Origin of the sequence: Piscinibacter defluvii, from assembly GCF_004011805.1 — a bacterium.
Taxonomy (GTDB): Bacteria; Pseudomonadota; Gammaproteobacteria; order Burkholderiales; family Burkholderiaceae_C; genus Piscinibacter; species Piscinibacter defluvii.
In genome coordinates, this window is the sequence record NZ_ML137198.1 from 258,333 (window position 1) to 278,400 (window position 20,068).

Genomic DNA, 20,068 nt, shown 5'->3' on the forward strand with positions numbered 1-20,068 from the left:
GTCGGCGCGCGTGCGCTCAGGAGTTCTCGAGGACCACGCCCTCGATCAGGTTGGCCACGTCCTCGCAGCGGTCGGAGATCGATTCGAGCTGCTCGTAGATCGTCTTCAGCTTGATCAGCTCGCGCACGTCGGTCTCTTCGCGGAACAGCTTGGACATCGCGCTGCGCATCACGCGGTCGGCGTCGCTCTCGAGCTTGTCGATCTCCTCGCAGGTCTTGATGGCCGCCTCGGCGGTGGCCGGCTGGCTGATCTTGGGCAGCAGCGAGACGGCGTGCTGCACGCGCTCGCAGCACTTGGCCGAGAGGTCGCCCAGGCGCATCACCTCCTCGGTCATGTGGTGCACGTCGTACAGCGACATGGTCTCGGTCACGTCCTGCAGTAGGTCCAGCACGTCGTCCATCGCATTGATCAGCGAATGGATCTGCTCGCGGTCGATCGGGGTGATGAAGGTCTTGTGCAGCAGCCGGTTCACCTCGGCGGTGACGCGGTCGGCGCTGCGCTCGGCATTGCCCACCTCGGTGGCGTACTTCTCGCGCAGGCCCGGGTCGGCGTAGTTCTGGATCAGCAGCGTGAAGGCACGCGCGCCCTCGACGATGTGCCCGCCATGCTGGTTGAAGAGCTCGAAGAAGTTGCCTTCGCGGGGCAGCAGCTTGCCGAACAGCATCGAATGTCCTCGTGTCACACGACGGTCACGAAACCGTCATGGGGCGCGAGTGTAGCCGGCCCGGTCAGGCGCTCAGGCGCTCGATGCGCTGGTCCGAGACACCCGGCAGCTGCGCCTCCACGCGGCCCCGGCCGGGCACCACGAGCCCGGGCGCCAGCTCGGCCAGGGGATGCAGCACGAAGGCCCGTTCGTGCAGCCGCGGGTGGGGCACGGCGAGCGTCGGCGTATCGATCACCGCGTCGCCGTACAGCAGCAGGTCGAGGTCCAGCGTGCGCGGCGCGTTGCGGTACGGCCGCTCGCGGCCATGCGCCCGCTCGATCGCCTGCAGGCGCGCCAGCAGCTCGTGCGGCGCGAGCGTGGTCTCGAGCTCGGCGACGGCGTTCAGGTAGTCGGGCCCGCTGGAATCGATCGGCGCGCTGCGGTAGATCGACGAGCGGCGCAGCAGCCGCGTGGCGTCGATCCGGCCGAGCGCGTCGAGCGCCGCGGCCAGCGTGGCGCGTGCGTCGCCCAGGTTCGCGCCCAGGCCGACCCAGGCGCGCGCGGCATCGTCAGGCATCGGGCGCCGGTTCGGCGGCCGGCGCGGGCGCCGCGCCCTCGCCGGCCGGCTTGCGGCGCCGGCGGCGCTTCTTGCGCGCGGCCTCCGGCGCGCCGGCCGTGCCGGCCGGGCCGCTGCGGCGGGCCTGCTGGTCGCGCTCGCGCGCCTGCTCGACCAGTGCCTCGCGCTCCTCGTCGGTACCGAGGGAGAAGTCCTCCCACCATTCGGCGAGTTCGTTGTCCACCTCGCCGGCATCGGCGCGCAGGCGCAGGAAGTCGAAGCCGGCACGGAAGCGCGGCTGCTCGACCAGCGAGTACGGCGTGGTGCCGCTGCGGCGCTCGAAGCGCGGCTGCATCATCCAGATCTCGCGCATGTCGGCGCCCAGCTTGCCGCGGCCGGAAATGTCGCCGATGCGCGCGTCGAAGGCGGCGTCGACCGCCTGCTGCAGCGCCGGGAACGGGGCCTCGCCGCGCGCCCGGGCCTTCTGCCAGCCGTCGAGCACGTCGTGCCACAGCAGGCAGGCGAGCATGAAGCTCGGCGCCACCGGCTTGCCCTCGCCGACGCGCCGGTCGGTGTCGGCCAGCGCGAGCTGCACGAACTTCTCGCGCCCGTCGTGGCGCTGCGCCTCGTCGAGCGCCACGTCGAGCACCGGGAACACGCCGCGGTGCAGGCCCTGCTTGCGCAGCTCCTCGATGCTGGCCAGCGCGTGGCCGGTCTGCAGCAGCTTGATCATCTCGTCGAAGGTGCGCGAGGGCGGGATGTTGTCCAGCAGCGCGGCCATCTCGCGGATCGGCGCGCGGGTCTTGGGCTCGATCTCGAAGCCGAGCTTGGCCGCGAAGCGCACCACGCGGATGATGCGCACCGGGTCCTCGCGGTAGCGCGTGGCCGGGTCGCCGATCATGCGCAGCAGCTTCTTGCGCGCGTCGGCCAGGCCGCCGTGGTAGTCGACCACGATCTCGCGCTGCGGGTCGTAGTACATCGCGTTGACGGTGAAGTCGCGGCGCGCCGCGTCCTCGATCTGCGGGCCCCAGACGTTGTCGCGCAGCACGCGGCCGCTGGCGTCGACCACGCTGGTCTTGTCGGCCAGTTCGCGGCGCGAGCTCTTCTCGTCGCCCTGCACCTGCTCGGCGCTGGCGTCGATCAGCGCGCGGAAGGTCGAGACCTCGATCACCTCGTGCTCGCGCCCGCGCCCGAACACCACGTGCACGATGCGGAAGCGCCGCCCGATGATGAAGGCGCGCCGGAACAGTGCCTTGACCTGCTCGGGCGTGGCGTTGGTCGCGACGTCGAAGTCCTTCGGCCGCAGGCCGAGCAGCAGGTCGCGCACCGCGCCGCCGACGATGTAGGCCTCGTGGCCGGCCTCGGCGAGCGTGCTCACCACCTTGATGGCGCGCTCGTCGACCAGCGCCTTGTCGATGCCGTGCTCGCTCAGCGGGATCTCGACCCGCTTGCCCAGCGGGTTGGCCTTGCCGCTCTTGCCCAGCAGCTTGTCGATCAGCTTCTTGATCATTCGAACAGTCTCAGGATGCGCCAGCCGCGCTCGCGCGCGATCGCCTCGAGGGCCGGCGACGGATTGGTCGCCACCGGGTCGGTGGCGCGTTCGAGCAGCGGCAGGTCGTTGGGCGAATCGCTGTAGACGCTGACCCGCTCGAAATCGCCCCAGGCCGCGCCGGAAGCCGCCAGCCACTCGCCCACCCGCGCCACCTTGCCCTCGCGGTAGCTCGGCACGCCGTCGATCCGGCCGGTGATGGTACCCCCGGGCCCACGCTCCAGCCGCACGGCGATCAGCGCCTCGATGCCGAAGGCGCGCGCGATCGGCGCGGTGATGAAGTCGTTGGTCGCGGTGACCAGCGCGACACGGTCGCCGCGCGCCTGGTGCTCGCGCACCAGCGCCAGCGCCGCCGGGTGCAGCGCCGGTTCCACCACCTCGTGCATGAAGCGCGCATGGGCCTCGGCGCAGCGCTGCGGCCCCTGCGCACGCAGCGGCTCGGTGGCGAAGGCGATGTACGCGTGGATGTCGAGCCGGCCGGCCTTGTAGTCGGCGAAGAACGCGTCGTTGCGGCGCCGGAAGGCCCCCTCGTCGACCCAGCCGAGCCGGATCACGAACTCGCCCCAGGCGTGGTCCGAATCGAGCGGGATCAGCGTCTCGTCGAGGTCGAACAGCGTCAGGTTCACGGCGTTCCTTCCTCCGCGATCATCTGCTTGAGCAGCGGCACGGTGATTGCGCGCTTGTTCGCCAGCGAGAAGCGGTCGAGCCGCTCGAGCTGGCGCATCAGGTGCTTCAGGTCGCGCTCGAAGCGCGTCAGCAGGTAGCCCATCACCTCGTCGGACAGGAAGATGCCGCGCCGGTCGGCCTCGCGGCGCAGCGTGGCGCGCACGGCCGGCTCGTCCAGCGGCTGCACGCCGAACACCGGGCCCCAGCCGAGCCGGGTGCGCAGGTCCTCGCGCAGCGGCAGGTCCACCGGCGGCAGCCGTCCGGCCGCGGCCACCGCGCTGCCCTGCCCGAGCGAGTGCACCAGCAGCGCGAAGGCGGCCTGCTGGCGCGCCGCGTCGAGGGCATCGCAGTCGTCCAGCACGATCAGCGGCCAGGCCTCGTCCGCCTCCCAGGGCAGCGGCACGTCGGGAGCGAACCAGCCGGCGCGCTGCCCCTGGGCCTCGACCCTGCGCACCAGCGCGTGCAGCAGGTGCGTCTTGCCGCAGCCGCGCGGCCCCCACAGGTACACCGGCGCCGCGCCGGGGCCGAAGCCGGCCAGATGCGCCAGCAGCGCCGCGTTGGCGCCGGGCGTGAAGGTCTCGAAGCTCTGTTCGGGGCCCGCGCCCAGCGCGCCGATGGCCAGCGGCAGCTGCTTCATCCGCGGTACAGCGGGCTGTCGAGGTAGAGCGCGCGCAGCCGGCGCACCGCCACCACCAGCACCGCGCTGACCGGCAGCGCGATCAGCACGCCGACGAAGCCGAACAGGTGGCCGAAGGCGAGCAGCGCGAAGATGACCATCAGCGGGTTCATGCCGATGCGTTCGCCCACCAGGCGCGGCGTCAGGAACAGGCTCTCGACCACCTGGCCGATGCCGTAGACCACCGCCACCGCCACCACGCCGTACCAGCTGGCGAACTGCAGCAGGCCGGCCAGCAGCGCGAGCAGCAGGCCGAGGCCGAAGCCGAGGTAGGGAATGAAGATCGCCAGCCCGGTGAACACGCCCACCGGCAGTGCCAGGTCGAAGCGGAACAGCGCCAGGCCGATCGCATAGAAGGCCGCCAGGATGAGCATCACCAGCAGCTGGCCGCGCAGGTACTGGCCGAGCATCACGTCGCACTCGTCGAGGAAGCCGGTCACGGATTCCAGGCGCGCGCGCGGAATCAGCGCCTGGCTGCGCTCCACCAGCCGGGGCCAGTCCATCAGCAGGTAGAACAGCACCACCGGCACCAGCACCGCGTTGCCGATCACCGCCAGCAGGATCGAGCCGCCGATGCGCGCCGAGCTGAGCACGGTGCCGAGCCAGTCTTCCAGGTTGGCGTCCAGGTACTTCAGCACGAAGGCCTTGATGCCGGCGATGTCGAGCTGCACGTGGATGCCGAACTGCGCCAGCCAGGGCGAGAGGTTGCGGTTGAGCCGGTCGGCGAGCGTCGGGATCTGCTCGCGCAGCATCGGCAGCTCTTTCGAGATGATCGGCACGATCAGCAGCAGCACCGCCAGCACGGCGACGATGAACACCACCTCCACCAGCAGCACCGACAGCAGCCGCGGCACGCGCCTCGCGGCGAGCCGCTCGACCGCCGGGTGCAGCGCGTAGGCCAGCACCGCACCGACGACGAAGGGCGTCAGCACCGGCGCCAGCAGCCACAGCAGCAGCAGCGCAGCGGCAGCGATGGCGAACCAGGTCAGTGTCTGGCGTTGGGCGGGAGACAGCGTCATTCGGAGGAGTGTCGGCCCCGCGGGGCCGGGGTCGGCAGGCGCGGGATTCTAATCAGCCGCCCCGCGACGGCCCGGCGGCCGGCCGCCGCCGGCTCAATGCAGGCGTGGCGGCCCGAGGCGGCGCAGCTCGTCCAGGCGCTCACCGATCGCGCGTCGGTCGGGGGCCTCGCCGACACGCTCGAGGTACTCGGCCAGATCGCGCACCGCCTCGTCGTGGTGGCCGAGCTCGGCGTAGGCGAGGCCTCGGTCGCGCCGCTCCTCCCAGGCCTGCGGCAGCAGCACCACCAGGCGCTGCTGTACCGCCAGCAGGCGGCCCCAGTCCTCGGCGCTGCGGTGGATCTCCTTCAGGTTGCGCAGCATGCGCGCCACCACCTCGCGCGCCGGCGCGGCCTGCAGGAACAGGCCGAGCGGCACGTCGAACTCCCCCTGCAGGCCGCGGTGGCGCTTGTAGGGCAGCAACAGCTCGTCGAGTTCCTCGCGCGAGAGCGACTGGCCGGTGAACGGGTCGATCACCACCTCGCCCTGCGGCATCTTCAGCTTGATCAGGAAATGGCCCGGGAACGACACGCCGCGCGCCGTCAGCCCGATCTGCGTGGCCAGCTCGATGTAGAGCACGGCCAGCGTGATGGGGATGCCGCGCCGCGTGCTCAGCACCCGGTTCAGGTAGCTGTTGGCCGGATCGTAGTAGTTGTTGACGTTGCCGGCGAATCCGAGCTCCTGGAAGAAGAAGCGGTTCAGCCAGCGCAGCCGCTGCACCGGCACCGCGTCTGCCGGGATGCGCCGGCGCAGCTTGTCGGCCAGCGTGTCGATCTCGGCCAGCACGGCCTGCGTGTCGAGCCGGGGGAACTCGTCCTGCGCGATGGAGGCTGCCGCCTCGACGAGCGAGAGGCTGCGGTCCTCGGCCACCAGCGCGGCGAAGTACTCGAGCGCGCTGGGCGCCTCGAATTGCAGCGGTCCGGCCATGAGGTCAGTTTAGCCGCGGCGCGCGAATTGTCGAAGCTTCAGGCCGCTGGCCAGCAGGCAGGCGAAGTACAGCAGCACGGCGCCGGCCAGGCAGGCGGCCATCCAGCCGATGCGCTGCCAGGGATGCTCGCGCAGGCCGATCCAGTCGATCGCGCGCGCCGCCCAGGCCAGCGCCGCCGCCATCACGCCGCTGGCGGCGATCACACGCAGGCCGAACGGCCACCAGCCCGGCCCCGGCCGGTAGAGGCCGCCACGGCGCAGGCCGACGTACAGCCAGCCGGCATTGATCAGCGCGCCCAGGCCGATCGACAGCGCCAGCCCGGCATGGCCGAGGTGCGGCACGAACAGCAGGTTCATCAGCTGCGTCAGCACCAGCACGACCACCGCGATGCGCACCGGCGTGCGGATGTCCTGGCGGGCGTAGTAGCCCGGCGCGAGGATCTTCACGCCCACCAGTCCCATCAGCCCGACGCCGTAACCCATCAGCGCGAGCGCGGTGCGCTCGACGTCGCCCGCGGTGATCGCGCCGTAGTGGTACAGCACCGCGACGAGCGGCTGCGGGAACACCAGCAGCGCCGCGGCGCAGGGAAGCGCCAGCAGCAGCACGAGGCGCAGCCCCCAGTCGAGCAGGCCGGAGTACTCGCCCTCCTGCTGCCTGGCCTGCGCCGCCGCGAGCTGCGGCAGCAGCACCACGCCCAGCGCGACGCCCAGCAAGGCGGTCGGGAACTCCATCAGCCGGTCGGCATAGGTCAACCAGGAGACCGCACCCACACCCTGGTGCGAGGCGATCTGGGTGTTGATCAGCAGCGACAGCTGCGCCACCGAGACCCCAAGCAGCGCCGGCGCCATCTGGCGCAGCACTCGTACCACGCCCGGGTGCGTCCAGGCGGCGCGGATGCCCGCCGGCGCGAGGCGGATGTGCGGCAGCGCCCCGATGCGCCGCAGCGCCGGAACCTGCACCAGCAACTGCAGCGCGCCGCCGATCATCACGCCGACGGCCAGCGCGTGGATCGGCTCGATGCCGTGGCGCCGGAACAGCGGCACCAGGCCCCAGGCGGCGCCGATCACCGCCAGGTTCAGCAGCACCGGCGTGGCCGCCGGCACCGCGAAGCGCTTCCAGGTGTTCAGGATGCCGGCCGCGAGCGCCACCAGCGACATGAAGGCGATGTAGGGGAACATCACCCGCGTCATCAGCACCGCGGCGTCGAAGCGCTCCAGCCCCGAGGCCATCAGCCACACGACCACCGGCGCCGCCGCGACGCCCAGCACGCAGGCCAGCATCAGCGCCCAGAACAGCGCGGTGGCCACGGCGTCGACCAGGCGGTGCGTGGCCTCGTCGCCCTCGCGGGCGCGGGTCTCGGCCAGGATCGGCACGAAGGCCTGCGAGAACGCCCCTTCGGCGAACAGCCGGCGCAGCAGGTTGGGGATGCGGAAGGCAACCTGGAACGCGTCCATCCAGGCGCTGGCGCCGAAGGCCGCGGCGACGATCGCCTCGCGGGCCAGGCCGGTGATGCGCGACGCCAGCGTGAAGAGGGAGACGGTGGAGGCGGCCCGCAGCAGGTTCATGAAGGCGGCGGATTATAGGCAGCCGGCAGGCGCGCGCCGGATTACTGCTATACTGGCTGTCTTTGCTCCACCCAGGCAAACCCCTTTACACGCATGGCCACGTCATCCAAAGCCAAGAAGAAGACCGTCCGCATCGCGTCGGGCCGCAAGCGCGCGCGCCAGGACGTGAAGCTCAACGCCGCGAACACCGCGCTGCGCTCGAAGTTCCGCACCGTCATCAAGAACGTGCAGAAGGCCGTGGCCGCCGGCGACAAGGCCAAGGCGACCGACCTGTTCAAGACCGCCCAGAGCGTGATCGACTCGGTGGCCGACAAGGGCATGTTCCACAAGAACAAGGCGGCTCGCCACAAGAGCCGCTTGGCCGCCAGCGTCAAGGCGCTCGCGACGGCCTGAACGGCTTCTTGGGTGGTGGACGAAGGGCTCGCGCAGGCGGGCCCTTCTTCATTTCGGGGCCCGCTCCGACGTGTCGGGCAACAGGCAGGCGTCGCTGACCTGCAGTTGATTGTCGCGCGCGAAGTTCATCACGAAGTCCCAGGCCATCGGCTCGAGGTCGCGCAGCGCCTCGTTGACGATGACGAACTTGACGCCGCCGATCACGCGCGGCACGCAGTAGGGCGAGTAGCCGATGAAGTCGCCGATGCGGCCGCGCACCCCGTCGGGGCGGAAGCACGACATCGCGCCAGCCAGCCGTTCGGCCCAGTCGCTCGGGCGGAAGGTGCGGCCGTCCAGCGTGGTGCCCTGGATGAAGACTTCGCGTTTGGGATGGGGAGGCATGTCGGGTTCGGCCGGTGCAGGCTGCAGCGCAGGCCAGCGTTCGGCCCACAGGAACGGCCGTTGCGCAGCAGGTATTGTGCCGCCAAGTTGCTGCGCCGCAGCAAACCGGAATCCGGGTTCCATCACGCCCATGGCCGTTTATCGGCGCTTCCGGGGCGACCCTTAGAATTCCCCGCTCCTGCCGCGACGGAGACCGCGATGAATGCCCCGGAAAAACTGCCCGCGAGCCCCGAACCGCACGTGATGCGGACCTACGGGCGCCTGCCGATCGCGCTCTCCCACGGCCAGGGCTGCTGGGTCTGGGACACCGAGGGCCGCAAGTACCTCGACGCCCTGGGCGGCATCGCGGTCAACACGCTGGGGCATGCGCACCCGAAGCTCGTGCCGGCGCTGCAGGAGCAGATCGGCAAGCTGATCCACAGCTCCAACTACTACCTGGTGCCGCTGCAGGAGCGGCTCGCCGCGAAGCTGTGCGAACTGTCGGGTCTGTCGAAGGTGTTCTTCTGCAGCACCGGGCTGGAGGCCAACGAGGCGGCGCTGAAGATCGCGCGCAAGTTCGGCCACGACAAGGGCATCGAGCGGCCGGAGATCGTGGTCTACGAGAAGGCCTTCCACGGCCGCTCGATCGCCACGCTGTCGGCCACCGGCAACCCCAAGGTGCAGGCCGGCTTCGGGCCGCTGGTCGAGGGCTTCCCGCGTGTGCCGCTGAACGACGTGACAGCGCTCGAGAAGCTTGCCGCGGGCAACAAGAACATCGTCGCGGTGTTCCTCGAGGTGATCCAGGGCGAGGGCGGCATCAACCCGGCCACGGTCGAGTACCTGCAGGCGGTGCGCCGCCTGTGCGACGCCAACGACTGGCTGCTGATGCTCGACGAGGTGCAGTGCGGCATCGGCCGCACCGGCAAGTGGTTCGCGCACCAGTGGGCCGGCATCCGGCCCGACGTGATGCCGCTGGCCAAGGGCCTGGGCTCGGGCGTGCCGGTCGGCGCGGTGGTCTGCGGTCCGCGCGCGGCCGAGGTGTTCGGCCCCGGCAACCACGGCACCACCTTCGGCGGCAACCCGCTGGCGATGCGCGCCGGCGTCGAGACGCTGCGCATCATGGAAGAGGACGGCCTGCTCGAGAACGCCGCGCGCGTCGGCGCGCTGCTCAAGGGCGGTCTGCAGCGCGAGCTGGCCGGCGTCGCCGGCGTGGTCGAGATCCGCGGCCAGGGGCTGATGCTCGGCATCGAGCTGGCGCGCCCCTGCGGCGACCTGCTCGGCCGCGCCGCCCGTGCCGGGCTGCTGCTCAGCGTCACGGCCGACAAGGTGATCCGCCTCGTGCCGCCGCTGATCCTCTCGGCCGACGAGGCGGCGCAGATCGTCGCCCTGCTGGTGCCGCTGATCAAGGACTTCCTCGCCGAGGCCGAGCCGTCATGAAGCCGGGCCCGAGCCTGATGCGCCACTACCTGCAGTTCCGCGACCTGCGCGCCGAGGAGTACACCTACCTGCTCGAGCGCACGGCAATCATCAAGAAGCGCTTCAAGAACTACGAGAAGTACCAGCCGCTGGTGGACCGCACGCTGGCGATGATCTTCGAAAAGGCCAGCACGCGCACGCGCGTCAGCTTCGAGGCCGGCATGTACCAGATGGGCGGCTCGGTGGTGCACCTGACCACCGGCGACAGCCAGCTCGGCCGCGCCGAGCCGGTGGAGGACAGCGCGCGCGTGATCAGCCGCATGGTCGACCTGGTGATGATCCGCACCTACGAGCAGACCAAGCTGGAGCGCTTCGCGGCGCATTCGCGCGTGCCGGTGATCAATGGCCTGACCAACGAGTACCACCCCTGCCAGATCCTGGCCGACATCTTCACCTACATCGAGCACCGCGGCTCGATCCAGGGCAAGACGGTGGCCTGGGTGGGCGACGGCAACAACATGGCCAACACCTGGCTGCAGGCGGCCGACATTCTCGGCTTCACGCTGCACGTCAGCACGCCCTCGGGCTACGAGATCGACCCCAAGGTGGCCGGCGTGTCGAATCCCGACTGCGTGCGGATCTTCAAGAGCCCGATCGCCGCCTGCGAGGGCGCGCACCTGGTCACCACCGACGTGTGGACCAGCATGGGCTACGAGGCCGAGAACGAGGCGCGCCAGAAGGCCTTCGCCGACTGGTGCGTGGACCGGCAGATGATGTCGGTGGCGCAGCCCGATGCGCTGTTCATGCACTGCCTGCCGGCGCACCGCGGCGAGGAGGTCGAGGCCGAGGTGATCGACGGCCCGCAGTCGGTGGTGTGGGACGAGGCCGAGAACCGCATGCATGTGCAGAAGGCCTTGATGGAATACCTGCTGCTCGGCCGCATCGGATGACGGACCCGGGCGCATGAAGTTCGCGCTGATCACCGACCTGCACGCGAACCGCGAGGCGGTCGAGGCGGTGCTGGCGCACGCGAAGGCGCAGGGTGCGCAGCGTTACGCCTTCCTGGGCGATTTCGTCGGCTACGGCGCCGACCCCGGCTGGGTGGTCGACCGCATCCGCGAGCATGTGGCGCAGGGCGCGATCGCGGTGCTGGGCAACCACGACGCGGCCGTCGTGCAGGGCCCGCTGCCGACCATGATCCCCGAGGCGCGCCAGGTGGTCGAGTGGACCTGCGAGCGCCTGACGCGCGAGCAGATCGCCTTCCTCGGCGGGCTGCCGATGCAGGTGGTCGACGGCGACCGGCTGTTCGTGCACGCCAACGCCTTCGCGCCGTCCGAATGGATGTACGTGCTCGGCCGCGTCGAGGCGGTGCGCAGCCTGCAGTCCACCGACGCACGCTTCACCTTCTGCGGCCACGTGCACGACCCGAAGCTGTTCCACCTCAGCGGCACCGGCAAGGCGGGCGACTTCGTGCCCACGCCCGGCATGCCGATCCCGCTGTCGGAACAGCGCCGCTGGCTGGTCATCCCCGGCTCGGCCGGCCAGCCGCGCGACGGCAATCCGGCCGCGTGTTATGCCACCTTCGAGACCCAGGGCTCGACGCTGACCTACCACCGCGTGCCCTACGACGTGGAGTCCGCCGGCGCGAAGATCCGCGCGGCCGGCCTGCCGCAGCGCCTGGCCGCGCGGCTGCAGCATGGCGAATGAGTCGCGCTGGCCGGGTCCGGGCAAGCTCGAACCCGGCCAGGTGATCGACGGTTTCCGGCTCGTCGAGCGCACCCACCAGGGCGGCATGGCGCACCTGTGGCGCGTCACCCGCATGGACGACGGCGACGATTCGATGCCGCTCATCATGAAGGTGCCGCGCATCAAGGGCGGCGACGACCCGGCCACCATCGTCGGCTTCGAGGTCGAGCAGATGATCATGCCGGCGCTCGCCGGAACGCACGTGCCGCGCTTCGTCGCCAAGGGCGACTTCACGCGCCAGCCCTACATCGTGATGGAGCGCATCGAGGGCAACTCGCTGCGCACACGCTTCGAGCAGGCGCCGCTGCCGCTGGCCGAGGTGATCGAGGTCGGCTGGAAGGTCGCCACCGCGCTGCACGACCTGCACCGCCAGCACGTCATCCACCTCGACGTGAAGCCGAGCAACATCATGTTCCGCAGCACCGGCGAGGCGGTGCTGGTGGACTTCGGGCTGTCGCGCCACGACCTGCTGCCCGACCTGCTCGACGAGGAGTTCGAGCTGCCGATGGGCACCGGCCCGTACATGTCGCCCGAGCAGGTGCAGTTCGTGCGCAACGATCCGCGCAGCGACCTGTTCGCGCTCGGCGTGCTGCTCTACCACCTGGCCACCGGCCAGCGCCCGTTCGGCGCGCCGAACACGGTGCGCGGGCTGCGCCGCCGGCTCTACGAGGAGCCGGTGCCGCCGCGCGCGATCCGGCCCGAGATCCCGCCCTGGCTGCAGGAGGTCATCCTGCGCTGCCTCGAGGTGCAGCCGGGCAAGCGCCACCAGAGCGCGGCGCAGCTGGCCTTCGAGATGCAGCATCCCGCGCAGGTGGCGCTGACCGAGCGCGCCGGGCGGCTGGCGCGCGGCAGCCGCTGGCAGTCGCTGCGGCGCTGGTTCACCGCGATCGGGCACGAGCCGGCGCCGGCGGCCAGCGCAGTCGAGCAGACCGTGCGCAGCCCGATCGTGCTGGCCGCGGTGGACGTGGCCGCGGCCGAGCCCTCGCTGCTGGAAGCGGTGCGCCACACGGTGCAGCGCCTGCTGCAGACCGAACCCGGGGCACGCCTGGCCTGCCTGACCGTCATGAAGATCAACCGCATCGCCACCGACGAGCTGGTCGAGCGCGACGGCAGCAGCAAGCATGTCAACCTGCTGGTGCAGCTCAAGCACTGGGCCCACCCGCTGGTCAAGACGCTCGAGCAGCAGCACGAGGTGCCGGAAGGCCGGCTGACCTTCCACGTGCTGGAGGCGCCCGATCCGGCCGCCGCGATCGTCGAGTACGCGCAGCGCAACCAGGTCGACCACATCGTGATGGGCGCGCGCAGCAGCGGCAGCCTGCGCCGCTACCTGGGCAGCGTGTCGGCCCAGGTGGCGGCCGAGGCGCCGTGCAACGTCACCGTGGTGCGCACCGCCGCCGGATGAACAACCCCTGCACCCGCTGCGGCGCCTGCTGCGCCAGCTTCCGCGTCGACTTCGCGCGCGAAGAGCTCGAAGGCGAAGGCGGCCAGGTGCCGGCCGGCCTGGCCGTCGAGCTCAACACGAGCCTGTGCCGCATGCGCGGCACCGACCATGCCCGGCCGCGCTGCGCGGCGCTGGTGGGCACGGTCGGGGTGCAGGCGCAGTGCGGCATCTACGAGTGGCGCCCGTCGCCGTGCCGCGAGTTCGGCCTGCGCGCGCCGCTCGGCATCGGCGACGAGGCCTGCGCGCGCGCCCGCGCGCGCCACGGCCTGCCGCCGCTCTGACCGGCAGGTCAGTCGTCGGTCTCGTCGTCGCGCTCGTCCCGCTTGTCTCGGTCCTTGGGTCCCTGCGCCTTGACGCGCTTCAGGCCGAGCACCGTGCCCTCGCGGCGCAGGTCCGCACCGCCGTACTGGCGCCCGGTGCGCAGGTCGATCACGACGCCCTGCACCGAGCCGATGGTGGCCGTGCAGCCGTTGGCGCCGGCCGCGCCGGGCACCAGGTGGCCGAGGCTGCGCAGCGCGTCCTGCGTCGCGACGCTGAACTTGGGCTGCATGAAGGGCTCGACACCCTCGCACGAGACCGTGCCCGTCGCGCTCGTCACCGACAGCCGCGGCGCGTTGATCGCCTGCTGGATGCTCATGCCGTGGTCGATCAGGTTCAGCGTGACGTTGAACACCGAGTTGATGATCGTCGCGCCGCCCGGCGAGCCGTAGGCCAGCACCGGCTCGCGGCCCTTGAAGACGATCGCCGGCGCCATCGAGCTGCGCGGCCGCTTGCCCGGCGCCACGTCGTTCGCGCCCGGGTTGCCGGTGGCGGGGTTGAAGGCCGGGTCGAAGTTGAAGTCGGTCAGCTCGTTGTTGAGCAGGAAGCCGTAGCCCGGCACGGTGATGCCGGTGCCCCAGGTGGCCTCGATCGTTGTCGTGAAGCTGACGACGTTGCCCCACTTGTCCACCACCGAGTAGTGCGTGGTGTGCGAGGGGCGCTGCTCGGTGTCCTCCTTCTCGGGCGCGAGGCGCACGTTCCGGTTGCCGGTGGCCGCCGTGTCGTAGGGCAGCGGGTTGCCGGCGGCCGGCGTGGCCATGCGCGAGGTCAGGCTGATCATGGCCGAGCGCGTGGCCACGTACTCGGGGTTCAGCAGGCCGGTCTTGGGCACCGGCACGAAGTCCTCGTCGCCCATCCACACCGCGCGGTCGGCGAAGGCCAGGCGCATCGCCTCGGTCATCACGTGCAGCGTGGTCGGGCTGCCGAAGCCGAAGCCCTGGCCCGCGTCGCCCATCGGGAAACGCTCGACCATCTCGAGCATCTGCCCGACCGTGAGCCCGCCGGAGGACGGCGGCGCCATGTCGGCCACGGTCCAGCCGCGGTAGTCCACCTTCACCGGGTCGCGTTCGACGACGCGGTAGTCGGCCAGGTCCTGCAGCGTCATGCGGCCCACGCCTTCGGCCGCCACCGGCGTGCGGCTGCGCTGCTGCGCGGCCACCAGCGCCTGCGCGATCTCGCCCTGGTAGAACACCTTCGGGCCGTGCCTGGCGATCAGCCGGAAGGTCTTCGCGAGGTCGGGCTGCACCAGCAGCGCGCCGTCGGCCAGCGGCACGCCGCCCGGGCGGAACACGGCGGCCGTCTCGGGCTGGAAGCCGGTGCGGCCGCCGTCGTTGGCGATGTTGGCGGCCAGGAAGCGGTTGATCCTGAAGCCCTTCTCCGCCACCTCGATGGCCGGGGCCAGCGCCTCGGACAGGCGGATCGTGCCGTAGCGCCTGAGCGCATGGTCCAGCACCGCCAGCGTGCCCGGCACGCCGACCGACAGCCCGCTGGTGGAGGCGATCGTGAAGCGCTGCGCTGCCGGCACGTCGGTCAGCACGAACTGTGTCGGCGTGGCCGCGGCGGGGGCCTTCTCGCGCCCGTCGATCGCGAAGGTGCGGTGGCGATGCGCCAGGTGGATCATCATGAAGCCGCCGCCGCCGATGCCGGAGAACTGCGGCTCCACCACGTTGAGCATGAACTGGATCGCGGCGGCCGCGTCGATCGCGTTGCCGCCGCGTGCCAGCACGTCGCGGCCGGCCTGCGCGGCCAGCGGGTGCGAGACGGACACGACGCCGCCGCGGAACGCCACGCCGTCCCAGGCGGGCGGCGCCGGCACGTCCTCGTCGGTGGGCGGCAACACGATGCCCGGCGGCGTGCCGGGGGTGCGCAGGCTCGGGTGATGGCCGGGCGGATGGGCGGCGACCGGCAGGGCGCACGAGGCGCTGAAGGCGGCGAGCGCGAGGCTCAGCGCCAGCCGGCCGAGCGGGCTGGGAGCGTGCATGGGGGATCTCCTGTGTTTGTTCGGCGTCGAGCTGCGCCGCCGGCGATCATGCGCCGGTCGCGCGACGCGTGCAAAGACCACGCTGCAAACCAACGTTGTCAACGAAACGTGATGTGTTCGACACACCCTCGCGAGCACACGGGACTACAGTCGTTCCTGACGGCGGTCGGGCCAGTGATCCCCCGGACCAAGCAGACTCGGCAGCGAACGGTGCCGGCGCCGTCTCCAACACCCAGGCGACGATCAGCGCGGAATCACCGCGGTGACCTCGATCTCCACCTTCGCGCGGTCCTCCATCAGCGCGCTCACCTCGACGGCGCTCATCGCCGCGTGGTAGACGCCGATCAGCTCCCGGAACACCTGGCCCACTTCGCGGCCGCGCGCGAGGTACTCGCGCTTGTCGGTCACGTACCAGGTCATGCGCACGATGTGCTCCGGCCGGGCGCCCGCCTCGGCGAGCACGGCCACGATGTTGGCCAGCGCCTGGCGCACCTGCGCGACGAAGTCGTCGCTCTCGAAGCGGCACGCCGCGTTCCAGCCGATCTGGCCGGCCACGAACACCAGCCGGCCCTCGGCCGCGACGCCGTTGGAGTAGCCGCGCGGCTTCTCCCATCCTTCCGGTTGCAACACCTGCATCATGCTTGTCTCAGTTTGAAGCGCTGCAGCTTGCCCGTCTCGGTGCGCGGCAGCGTGTCGCGGAACTCGACGGCCCGCGGGTACTTGTAGGGCGCCGCGGTCTGCTTGACGAAGTCCTGCAGCTCGCGCACCAGCTCGTCGGACGGCGCGATGCCGGCCTTGAGCACGACGAACGCCTTGACGATCTGGCCGCGCTCCTCGTCCGGCACCCCGACCACGCCGCATTCGGCCACCTTCGGGTGCAGCAGCAGCGCGCCTTCCACCTCCGGGCCGGCGATGTTGTAGCCGCCGCTGATGATCATGTCGTCGGTGCGCGCCTGGTAGACGAAGTTGCCGTCGGTGTCGTGCAGGTAGGCGTCGCCGGTGACGTTCCAGCCGCCCTGCACGTACTGCGTCTGGCGCGGATCGGCCAGGTAGCGGCAGCCGGTCGGGCCCTTGACCGCCAGGCGCCCGACGTTGCCCGGCGGCAGCAGGCGGCCGGCGTCGTCCAGCACGCAGGCGGTGTAGCCCGGCACCACCGTGCCGGTGGCGCCGGGGCGGGCATGCGCCTCGTCGTGCGAGATGAAGATGTGCAGCATCTCGGTGGAGCCGATGCCGTCGATGATCTCGATGCCGCTGGCCTGCTTCCAGAGCTGGCGCGTCGCGGCCGGCAGCGCCTCGCCGGCGGCCACGCACTTGCGCAGCGACGAGAGATCGTGCCCCGCCAGCTTGCCGGCCATCGCGCGGTAGGAGGTCGGTGCGGTGAACAGCACCGTGGCGCGGTAGCGCTCGATGGCCGCCGGCAGCGCGTCCGGCGACGGCCGCTCCACCAGCGCGGTGGCGGCGCCCACCGAGAGCGGGAACAGCAGCAGCCCGCCGAGCCCGAAGGTGAAAGCCAGCGGCGGGCTGCCGATGAAGATGTCGCCGGCGCTCGGCCGCAGCACATGGCGCGGCCAGCAGGCGCAGGCCGCCATCACGTCGCGGTGGAAATGCATCGTGCCCTTGGGCATCCCGGTCGTGCCCGAGGTGAAGGCGATGATGCAGGTGTCTTCGGCCGCCGTGGCCACGTTGCGGAAGCTCGACGGCTTGGCGGCCGCACGCGCCTCCAGGCCATCGGCCGTATCGGTGTGGAAGCGCAGTACCTGCCGCAAGGTCGGGCAGTCCGCTTGCGCGAGGGTCAGTTCCTCGGCCAGGCGCACGTCGCACAGCGCATGGCTGATCTCGGCCTTGCCGACGATCTGCGCGAGTTCCTTCGCGCGCAGCAGCGGCATGCTGCCCACCGCGATGCCACCGGCCTTGACCACGCCGAACCAGCAGGCCGCGAGCATCGGCGAGTTCGGCCCGCGCAGCAGCACGCGGTTGCCGGGCACCAGGCCGAGGTCTTCCACCAGCACGCGGGCGATGCGGTTGGCCTGGGCCTGCAGCTCGGCGTAGCTCCAGCGCACCCCCTCGCCGAGGATGCAGAGCCGGTCGCCCTGCCCGGCGTCGACCCGGCGGTCGAGCAGCTCGGTGGCGCAGTTCATCTTCTCGGGGAACTGCAGGTCCGGGCCGTCGAACACGAACTCCGGCCACTGCGCACGCGGAGGCAGGTGGTCGGCGGCGAAGGTGTCGATGTGGGCGGAAGGCATCAGGTCTCCTTCAGCAGATCGCGGCCGATGATCAGTTGCTGCACCTCGGTCGCCCCCTCGTAGATGCGCAGCGCGCGGATCTCGCGGTAGAGCGATTCGACGACGTTGCCATGCACCACCCCGGCCCCGCCCCACAGCTGCACCGCGGCGTCGATGACCTGCTGCGCGCCCTCGGTGGCGGCGAGCTTGGCCATCGCCGCCTCGCGCGTGACCGTGCGGCCCTGGTCGCGCTGCCAGGCGGCGCGGTAGGTCAGCAGCGCGGCCGAGTCGATGGTGGTGGCCATCTGCGCCAGCTTGGCCTGCGTGAGCTGGAAGTCGGCCAGGCGCTGGCCGAACATCGGCCGCGCCCTGGCGCGCTGCAGGCCCTCGTGCAGCGCGCGGCGCGCGAAGCCGAGCGCGGCGGCCGCCACCGAGGTACGGAAGATGTCCAGCGTGCGCATCGCCAGCTTGAAGCCCTCGCCCGGCGCACCGAGCTGCTGTGCCCTGGGTACGCGGCAGCCGCTGAAGCGCAGCCGCGCCAGCGGGTGCGGCGCGATCACGTCGATGCGCTCGGCGATCTCGAAGCCCGGCGTGCCGGCATCGACGATGAAGGCGCTGATCCCACGCGACCCCGGCTGCTCGCCGGTGCGGGCGAACACGACGTAGAAGTCGGCGATGCCGCCGTTGCTGATCCAGGTCTTCTCGCCGTCCAGCACCCAGGCGTCGCCGTCGTCGCGCGCCGCGCATTGCAGCGCCGCGACGTCCGAGCCGGCCTGCGGCTCCGAGAGTGCAAAGGCCGCGATCGCCGCGCCCGCGGCCACCTTGGGCAGGTAGCGCTCGCGCTGCGCCGGGGTGCCGGCCAGCGAGATCGCGCCCGAACCCAGGCCCTGCATCGCGAAGGCGAAGTCGGCCAGGCCGTGGTGGAAGGCGAGCGTCTCGCGCAGCAGGCAGATCGCGCGGGTGTCGATCGCCTCGCCCGCGCCGCCGTGCGCCGTGCCGGCGACCGCGTGGCGCAGCCAGCCGGCGCTGCCGAGCTGGCCCACCAGGCCGCGGCATTGCGCATCGACGTCGCTGCCGTGGCCGGTGTGCAGGTGCTCGGCGCACCAGGCGCCCAGCAGTTCGGCCAGCTCGCGGTGGCGCGGCTCGAAGAAGGGCCAGTCGAGGTGGTCGCGGCGCATGGTCAGTCGCCCTCGAACACCGGCTTGCGCTTCGCGACGAAGGCCTCGTAGGCGCGCCGGAAGTCCTGCGTCATCATGCAGATCGCCTGCGCCTGCGCCTCGGACTCGATCGCCTCGTCCACGCCCATGGACCACTCCTGGTGCAGCATGCGCTTGGTCATGGCATGGCCGAATCCGGGGCCGCTGGCCAGGTCGCGTGCCCAGTCTGTGGCGGCGGCGAGCAGTGCGTCCGGCTCGGCGAGCCGGTTGTAGAAGCCCCAGGCGAGCGCCTCCTCGCCCGGCAGGGAACGGCCGCTGAACAGCAGGTCCGAGGCGCGGCCCTGGCCGACGATGCGCGGCAGGATCGCGCAGGCGCCCATGTCGCAACCCGCGAGGCCGACCCGCGTGAACAGGAAGGCCACCTTGCTGCGCGCGGTGCCCACGCGCAGGTCGGAGGCCATCGCGACGATCGCGCCGGCGCCGGCGCACACGCCGTCCACCGCCGCGAGGATGGGCTGCGGGCAGGCGCGCATGGCCTTGACCAGGTCGCCCGTCATGCGGGTGAAGGCGAGCAGGTCCGGCATGCCCATCTGCGTCAACGGGCCGATGATCTCGTGCACGTCGCCGCCGGAGCAGAAGTTGCCGCCGGCGCCCTGCACCACCACCGCGCGCACGTCGTCGGCGTAGGCGAGCAGGCGGAACAGGTCGCGCAGCTCGGCGTAGCTGTCGAAGGTGAGCGGGTTCTTGCGCTCGGGCCGGTTCAGCGTGATCAGGCCGACGCTTTGCCGGACAGACCACCCAAAGTGCTGCGGCACGAGCTCGGCCGTGGTGCGGCGGTTGCCGCCGGCCAGGTGCGAATCCATCGTCATGCGGAGTCCTTGGTGGTTCTGGTGTGGCGCCGCGGCGCGGGCGCGATGTCGAAGCCGGCCAGGTGCGGCTTCAGCGTCGCGAGCAGTTCGTGCACCTGCGTCTTCTGCGCCGGGCTCCAGCCCTCGAGCAGCTCGACCACCCAGCCCTCGTGCACCGAGGCCATGCGGCGGAACTGGCGCCGGCCCGCGGCGGTGAGCTGCACGCGAAAGGCACGCCGGTCGCTCGGGTGCTCGTTGCGCACCACCAGGCCTTCGGCCTCGAGCTGGTCGACGATGCCGGTCACGTTGCCGCCGGTCACCATCATGCGGGCCGAGAGTTCGCCCATCGTCAGCCCGCCGGGCTCGCGCTCGAGCTGGGCGAGCAGGTCGAAACGCGGCAAGGTGGTGCCGAACTCGCTGCGCAGCCGGTTGCGGATCACGGCCTCGACACGCGTCGTGCAGGCGAGCAGGCGCAGCCACAGCTTGAGCGCCTGGTGGTCACCCTCGTCGACGCGGGATTCGAGGTCGGCGGTCTCGACGATGGCCAC

General features: G+C 71.4%; 21 protein-coding genes. 6 read left to right on the forward strand and 15 right to left on the reverse strand.

The genetic code is table 11. The features are described 5' to 3' along the window. Window positions 1-16: 16 nt before the first annotated feature. The 8 genes from D9C15_RS06735 to murJ form a co-directional block, all read right to left on the reverse strand. A complete protein-coding gene (locus D9C15_RS06735; protein ID WP_127996661.1) occupies window positions 17-664 on the reverse strand; it encodes a DUF47 domain-containing protein in 648 nt (215 codons plus the stop codon). A gap of 64 nt (window positions 665-728) precedes the next feature. Continuing rightward, complete coding sequence (folK, locus tag D9C15_RS06740) at window positions 729-1,220, reverse strand: 2-amino-4-hydroxy-6-hydroxymethyldihydropteridine diphosphokinase (protein WP_127996662.1); 492 nt, start codon at window positions 1,218-1,220, stop codon at window positions 729-731. Continuing rightward, window positions 1,213-2,709 carry a polynucleotide adenylyltransferase PcnB gene (gene pcnB / locus D9C15_RS06745; RefSeq protein WP_127996663.1) on the reverse strand — a complete coding sequence of 499 codons (1,497 nt, stop codon included), beginning with the start codon at window positions 2,707-2,709 and terminating at the stop codon, window positions 1,213-1,215. The genes folK and pcnB overlap by 8 nt, the downstream gene beginning before the upstream one ends. Beyond that, the gene (locus tag D9C15_RS06750) at window positions 2,706-3,374 is read right to left on the reverse strand and encodes a histidinol-phosphatase (RefSeq protein ID WP_127996664.1); all 669 of its coding nucleotides are present in this window, start codon (window positions 3,372-3,374) and stop codon (window positions 2,706-2,708) included. The genes pcnB and D9C15_RS06750 overlap by 4 nt, the downstream gene beginning before the upstream one ends. Then, window positions 3,371-4,051, reverse strand: coding sequence for a DnaA regulatory inactivator Hda (gene hda, locus D9C15_RS06755; RefSeq protein WP_127996665.1), 681 nt, complete (start codon window positions 4,049-4,051; stop codon window positions 3,371-3,373). The genes D9C15_RS06750 and hda overlap by 4 nt, the downstream gene beginning before the upstream one ends. Continuing rightward, window positions 4,048-5,109 (reverse strand): AI-2E family transporter, encoded by a 1,062-nt coding sequence (locus D9C15_RS06760; protein WP_127996666.1) that lies wholly within the window; start codon window positions 5,107-5,109, stop codon window positions 4,048-4,050. The genes hda and D9C15_RS06760 overlap by 4 nt, the downstream gene beginning before the upstream one ends. Window positions 5,110-5,202: 93 nt before the next feature. Continuing rightward, window positions 5,203-6,072 carry a SirB1 family protein gene (locus D9C15_RS06765; protein ID WP_127996667.1) on the reverse strand — a complete coding sequence of 290 codons (870 nt, stop codon included), beginning with the start codon at window positions 6,070-6,072 and terminating at the stop codon, window positions 5,203-5,205. 9 nt (window positions 6,073-6,081) lie between these two features. Beyond that, window positions 6,082-7,638: a murein biosynthesis integral membrane protein MurJ gene (gene murJ / locus D9C15_RS06770; RefSeq protein WP_127996668.1), complete on the reverse strand. Its 1,557-nt coding sequence runs from the start codon at window positions 7,636-7,638 to the stop codon at window positions 6,082-6,084. A 93-nt stretch (window positions 7,639-7,731) separates the two neighbouring features. On the opposite strand from murJ, the gene rpsT reads away from it, so the two are divergent. Further along, the gene (gene rpsT, locus D9C15_RS06775) at window positions 7,732-8,031 is read left to right on the forward strand and encodes a 30S ribosomal protein S20 (RefSeq protein WP_112187623.1); all 300 of its coding nucleotides are present in this window, start codon (window positions 7,732-7,734) and stop codon (window positions 8,029-8,031) included. A 48-nt stretch (window positions 8,032-8,079) separates the two neighbouring features. Here rpsT and D9C15_RS06780 read toward each other — a convergent pair whose 3' ends face one another. Further along, complete coding sequence (locus D9C15_RS06780; protein ID WP_127996669.1) at window positions 8,080-8,412, reverse strand: DUF3579 domain-containing protein; 333 nt, start codon at window positions 8,410-8,412, stop codon at window positions 8,080-8,082. 198 nt (window positions 8,413-8,610) lie between these two features. Here D9C15_RS06780 and D9C15_RS06785 point away from each other — a divergent pair, with 198 nt between their 5' ends. The 5 genes from D9C15_RS06785 to D9C15_RS06805 are packed head-to-tail and all read left to right on the forward strand — an operon-like array spanning window position 8,611 to window position 13,275. After that, window positions 8,611-9,828 (forward strand): aspartate aminotransferase family protein, encoded by a 1,218-nt coding sequence (locus tag D9C15_RS06785; protein ID WP_127996670.1) that lies wholly within the window; start codon window positions 8,611-8,613, stop codon window positions 9,826-9,828. Then, entirely contained in the window at window positions 9,825-10,757 is a 933-nt protein-coding gene (gene argF, locus D9C15_RS06790) for an ornithine carbamoyltransferase (RefSeq protein WP_127996671.1), read from the forward strand. Before D9C15_RS06785 ends, argF begins: the two co-directional genes overlap by 4 nt. Before the next feature lie 13 nt (window positions 10,758-10,770). Continuing rightward, window positions 10,771-11,514: a metallophosphoesterase family protein gene (locus tag D9C15_RS06795; protein ID WP_127996672.1), complete on the forward strand. Its 744-nt coding sequence runs from the start codon at window positions 10,771-10,773 to the stop codon at window positions 11,512-11,514. After that, window positions 11,504-12,955, forward strand: a complete 1,452-nt coding sequence (locus D9C15_RS06800) for a serine/threonine protein kinase (protein ID WP_127996673.1) — start codon at window positions 11,504-11,506, stop codon at window positions 12,953-12,955. The genes D9C15_RS06795 and D9C15_RS06800 overlap by 11 nt, the downstream gene beginning before the upstream one ends. Next, complete coding sequence (locus tag D9C15_RS06805) at window positions 12,952-13,275, forward strand: YkgJ family cysteine cluster protein (RefSeq protein ID WP_127996674.1); 324 nt, start codon at window positions 12,952-12,954, stop codon at window positions 13,273-13,275. The genes D9C15_RS06800 and D9C15_RS06805 overlap by 4 nt, the downstream gene beginning before the upstream one ends. 8 nt (window positions 13,276-13,283) lie before the next feature. Here the strand turns inward: D9C15_RS06805 and ggt are convergent, their stop codons facing one another. The 6 genes from ggt to D9C15_RS06835 form a co-directional block, all read right to left on the reverse strand. Next, window positions 13,284-15,293 (reverse strand): gamma-glutamyltransferase, encoded by a 2,010-nt coding sequence (ggt, locus tag D9C15_RS06810; RefSeq protein ID WP_127996675.1) that lies wholly within the window; start codon window positions 15,291-15,293, stop codon window positions 13,284-13,286. A 243-nt stretch (window positions 15,294-15,536) separates the two neighbouring features. Then, window positions 15,537-15,929: a RidA family protein gene (locus D9C15_RS06815; protein WP_127996728.1), complete on the reverse strand. Its 393-nt coding sequence runs from the start codon at window positions 15,927-15,929 to the stop codon at window positions 15,537-15,539. Next, window positions 15,929-17,536, reverse strand: a complete 1,608-nt coding sequence (locus D9C15_RS06820; RefSeq protein ID WP_205854740.1) for an AMP-binding protein — start codon at window positions 17,534-17,536, stop codon at window positions 15,929-15,931. Before D9C15_RS06820 ends, D9C15_RS06815 begins: the two co-directional genes overlap by 1 nt. Next, window positions 17,536-18,693 (reverse strand): acyl-CoA dehydrogenase family protein, encoded by a 1,158-nt coding sequence (locus tag D9C15_RS06825; protein ID WP_127996676.1) that lies wholly within the window; start codon window positions 18,691-18,693, stop codon window positions 17,536-17,538. The genes D9C15_RS06820 and D9C15_RS06825 overlap by 1 nt, the downstream gene beginning before the upstream one ends. Window positions 18,694-18,695: 2 nt before the next feature. Continuing rightward, complete coding sequence (locus D9C15_RS06830; protein ID WP_127996677.1) at window positions 18,696-19,541, reverse strand: enoyl-CoA hydratase family protein; 846 nt, start codon at window positions 19,539-19,541, stop codon at window positions 18,696-18,698. Beyond that, window positions 19,538-20,068: a MarR family winged helix-turn-helix transcriptional regulator gene (locus D9C15_RS06835; RefSeq protein WP_240668311.1), complete on the reverse strand. Its 531-nt coding sequence runs from the start codon at window positions 20,066-20,068 to the stop codon at window positions 19,538-19,540. Before D9C15_RS06835 ends, D9C15_RS06830 begins: the two co-directional genes overlap by 4 nt.

Excerpts from the sequence above, each read along its gene's own strand:
- D9C15_RS06735 (WP_127996661.1), bottom strand. The coding sequence starts at position 664 with ATGCTGTTCGGCAAGCTGCTGCCCCGCGAAGGCAACTTCTTCGAGCTC.
- folK (WP_127996662.1), bottom strand. The coding sequence starts at position 1,220 with ATGCCTGACGATGCCGCGCGCGCCTGGGTCGGCCTGGGCGCGAACCTG.
- pcnB (WP_127996663.1), bottom strand. The coding sequence starts at position 2,709 with ATGATCAAGAAGCTGATCGACAAGCTGCTGGGCAAGAGCGGCAAGGCC.
- hda (WP_127996665.1), bottom strand. The coding sequence starts at position 4,051 with ATGAAGCAGCTGCCGCTGGCCATCGGCGCGCTGGGCGCGGGCCCCGAA.
- D9C15_RS06760 (WP_127996666.1), bottom strand. The coding sequence starts at position 5,109 with ATGACGCTGTCTCCCGCCCAACGCCAGACACTGACCTGGTTCGCCATC.
- D9C15_RS06765 (WP_127996667.1), bottom strand. The coding sequence starts at position 6,072 with ATGGCCGGACCGCTGCAATTCGAGGCGCCCAGCGCGCTCGAGTACTTC.
- murJ (WP_127996668.1), bottom strand. The coding sequence starts at position 7,638 with ATGAACCTGCTGCGGGCCGCCTCCACCGTCTCCCTCTTCACGCTGGCG.
- rpsT (WP_112187623.1), top strand. The coding sequence starts at position 7,732 with ATGGCCACGTCATCCAAAGCCAAGAAGAAGACCGTCCGCATCGCGTCG.
- D9C15_RS06780 (WP_127996669.1), bottom strand. The coding sequence starts at position 8,412 with ATGCCTCCCCATCCCAAACGCGAAGTCTTCATCCAGGGCACCACGCTG.
- D9C15_RS06785 (WP_127996670.1), top strand. The coding sequence starts at position 8,611 with ATGAATGCCCCGGAAAAACTGCCCGCGAGCCCCGAACCGCACGTGATG.
- argF (WP_127996671.1), top strand. The coding sequence starts at position 9,825 with ATGAAGCCGGGCCCGAGCCTGATGCGCCACTACCTGCAGTTCCGCGAC.
- D9C15_RS06795 (WP_127996672.1), top strand. The coding sequence starts at position 10,771 with ATGAAGTTCGCGCTGATCACCGACCTGCACGCGAACCGCGAGGCGGTC.
- D9C15_RS06800 (WP_127996673.1), top strand. The coding sequence starts at position 11,504 with ATGGCGAATGAGTCGCGCTGGCCGGGTCCGGGCAAGCTCGAACCCGGC.
- D9C15_RS06805 (WP_127996674.1), top strand. The coding sequence starts at position 12,952 with ATGAACAACCCCTGCACCCGCTGCGGCGCCTGCTGCGCCAGCTTCCGC.
- ggt (WP_127996675.1), bottom strand. The coding sequence starts at position 15,293 with ATGCACGCTCCCAGCCCGCTCGGCCGGCTGGCGCTGAGCCTCGCGCTC.
- D9C15_RS06815 (WP_127996728.1), bottom strand. The coding sequence starts at position 15,929 with ATGCAGGTGTTGCAACCGGAAGGATGGGAGAAGCCGCGCGGCTACTCC.
- D9C15_RS06820 (WP_205854740.1), bottom strand. The coding sequence starts at position 17,536 with ATGCCTTCCGCCCACATCGACACCTTCGCCGCCGACCACCTGCCTCCG.
- D9C15_RS06825 (WP_127996676.1), bottom strand. The coding sequence starts at position 18,693 with ATGCGCCGCGACCACCTCGACTGGCCCTTCTTCGAGCCGCGCCACCGC.
- D9C15_RS06830 (WP_127996677.1), bottom strand. The coding sequence starts at position 19,541 with ATGACGATGGATTCGCACCTGGCCGGCGGCAACCGCCGCACCACGGCC.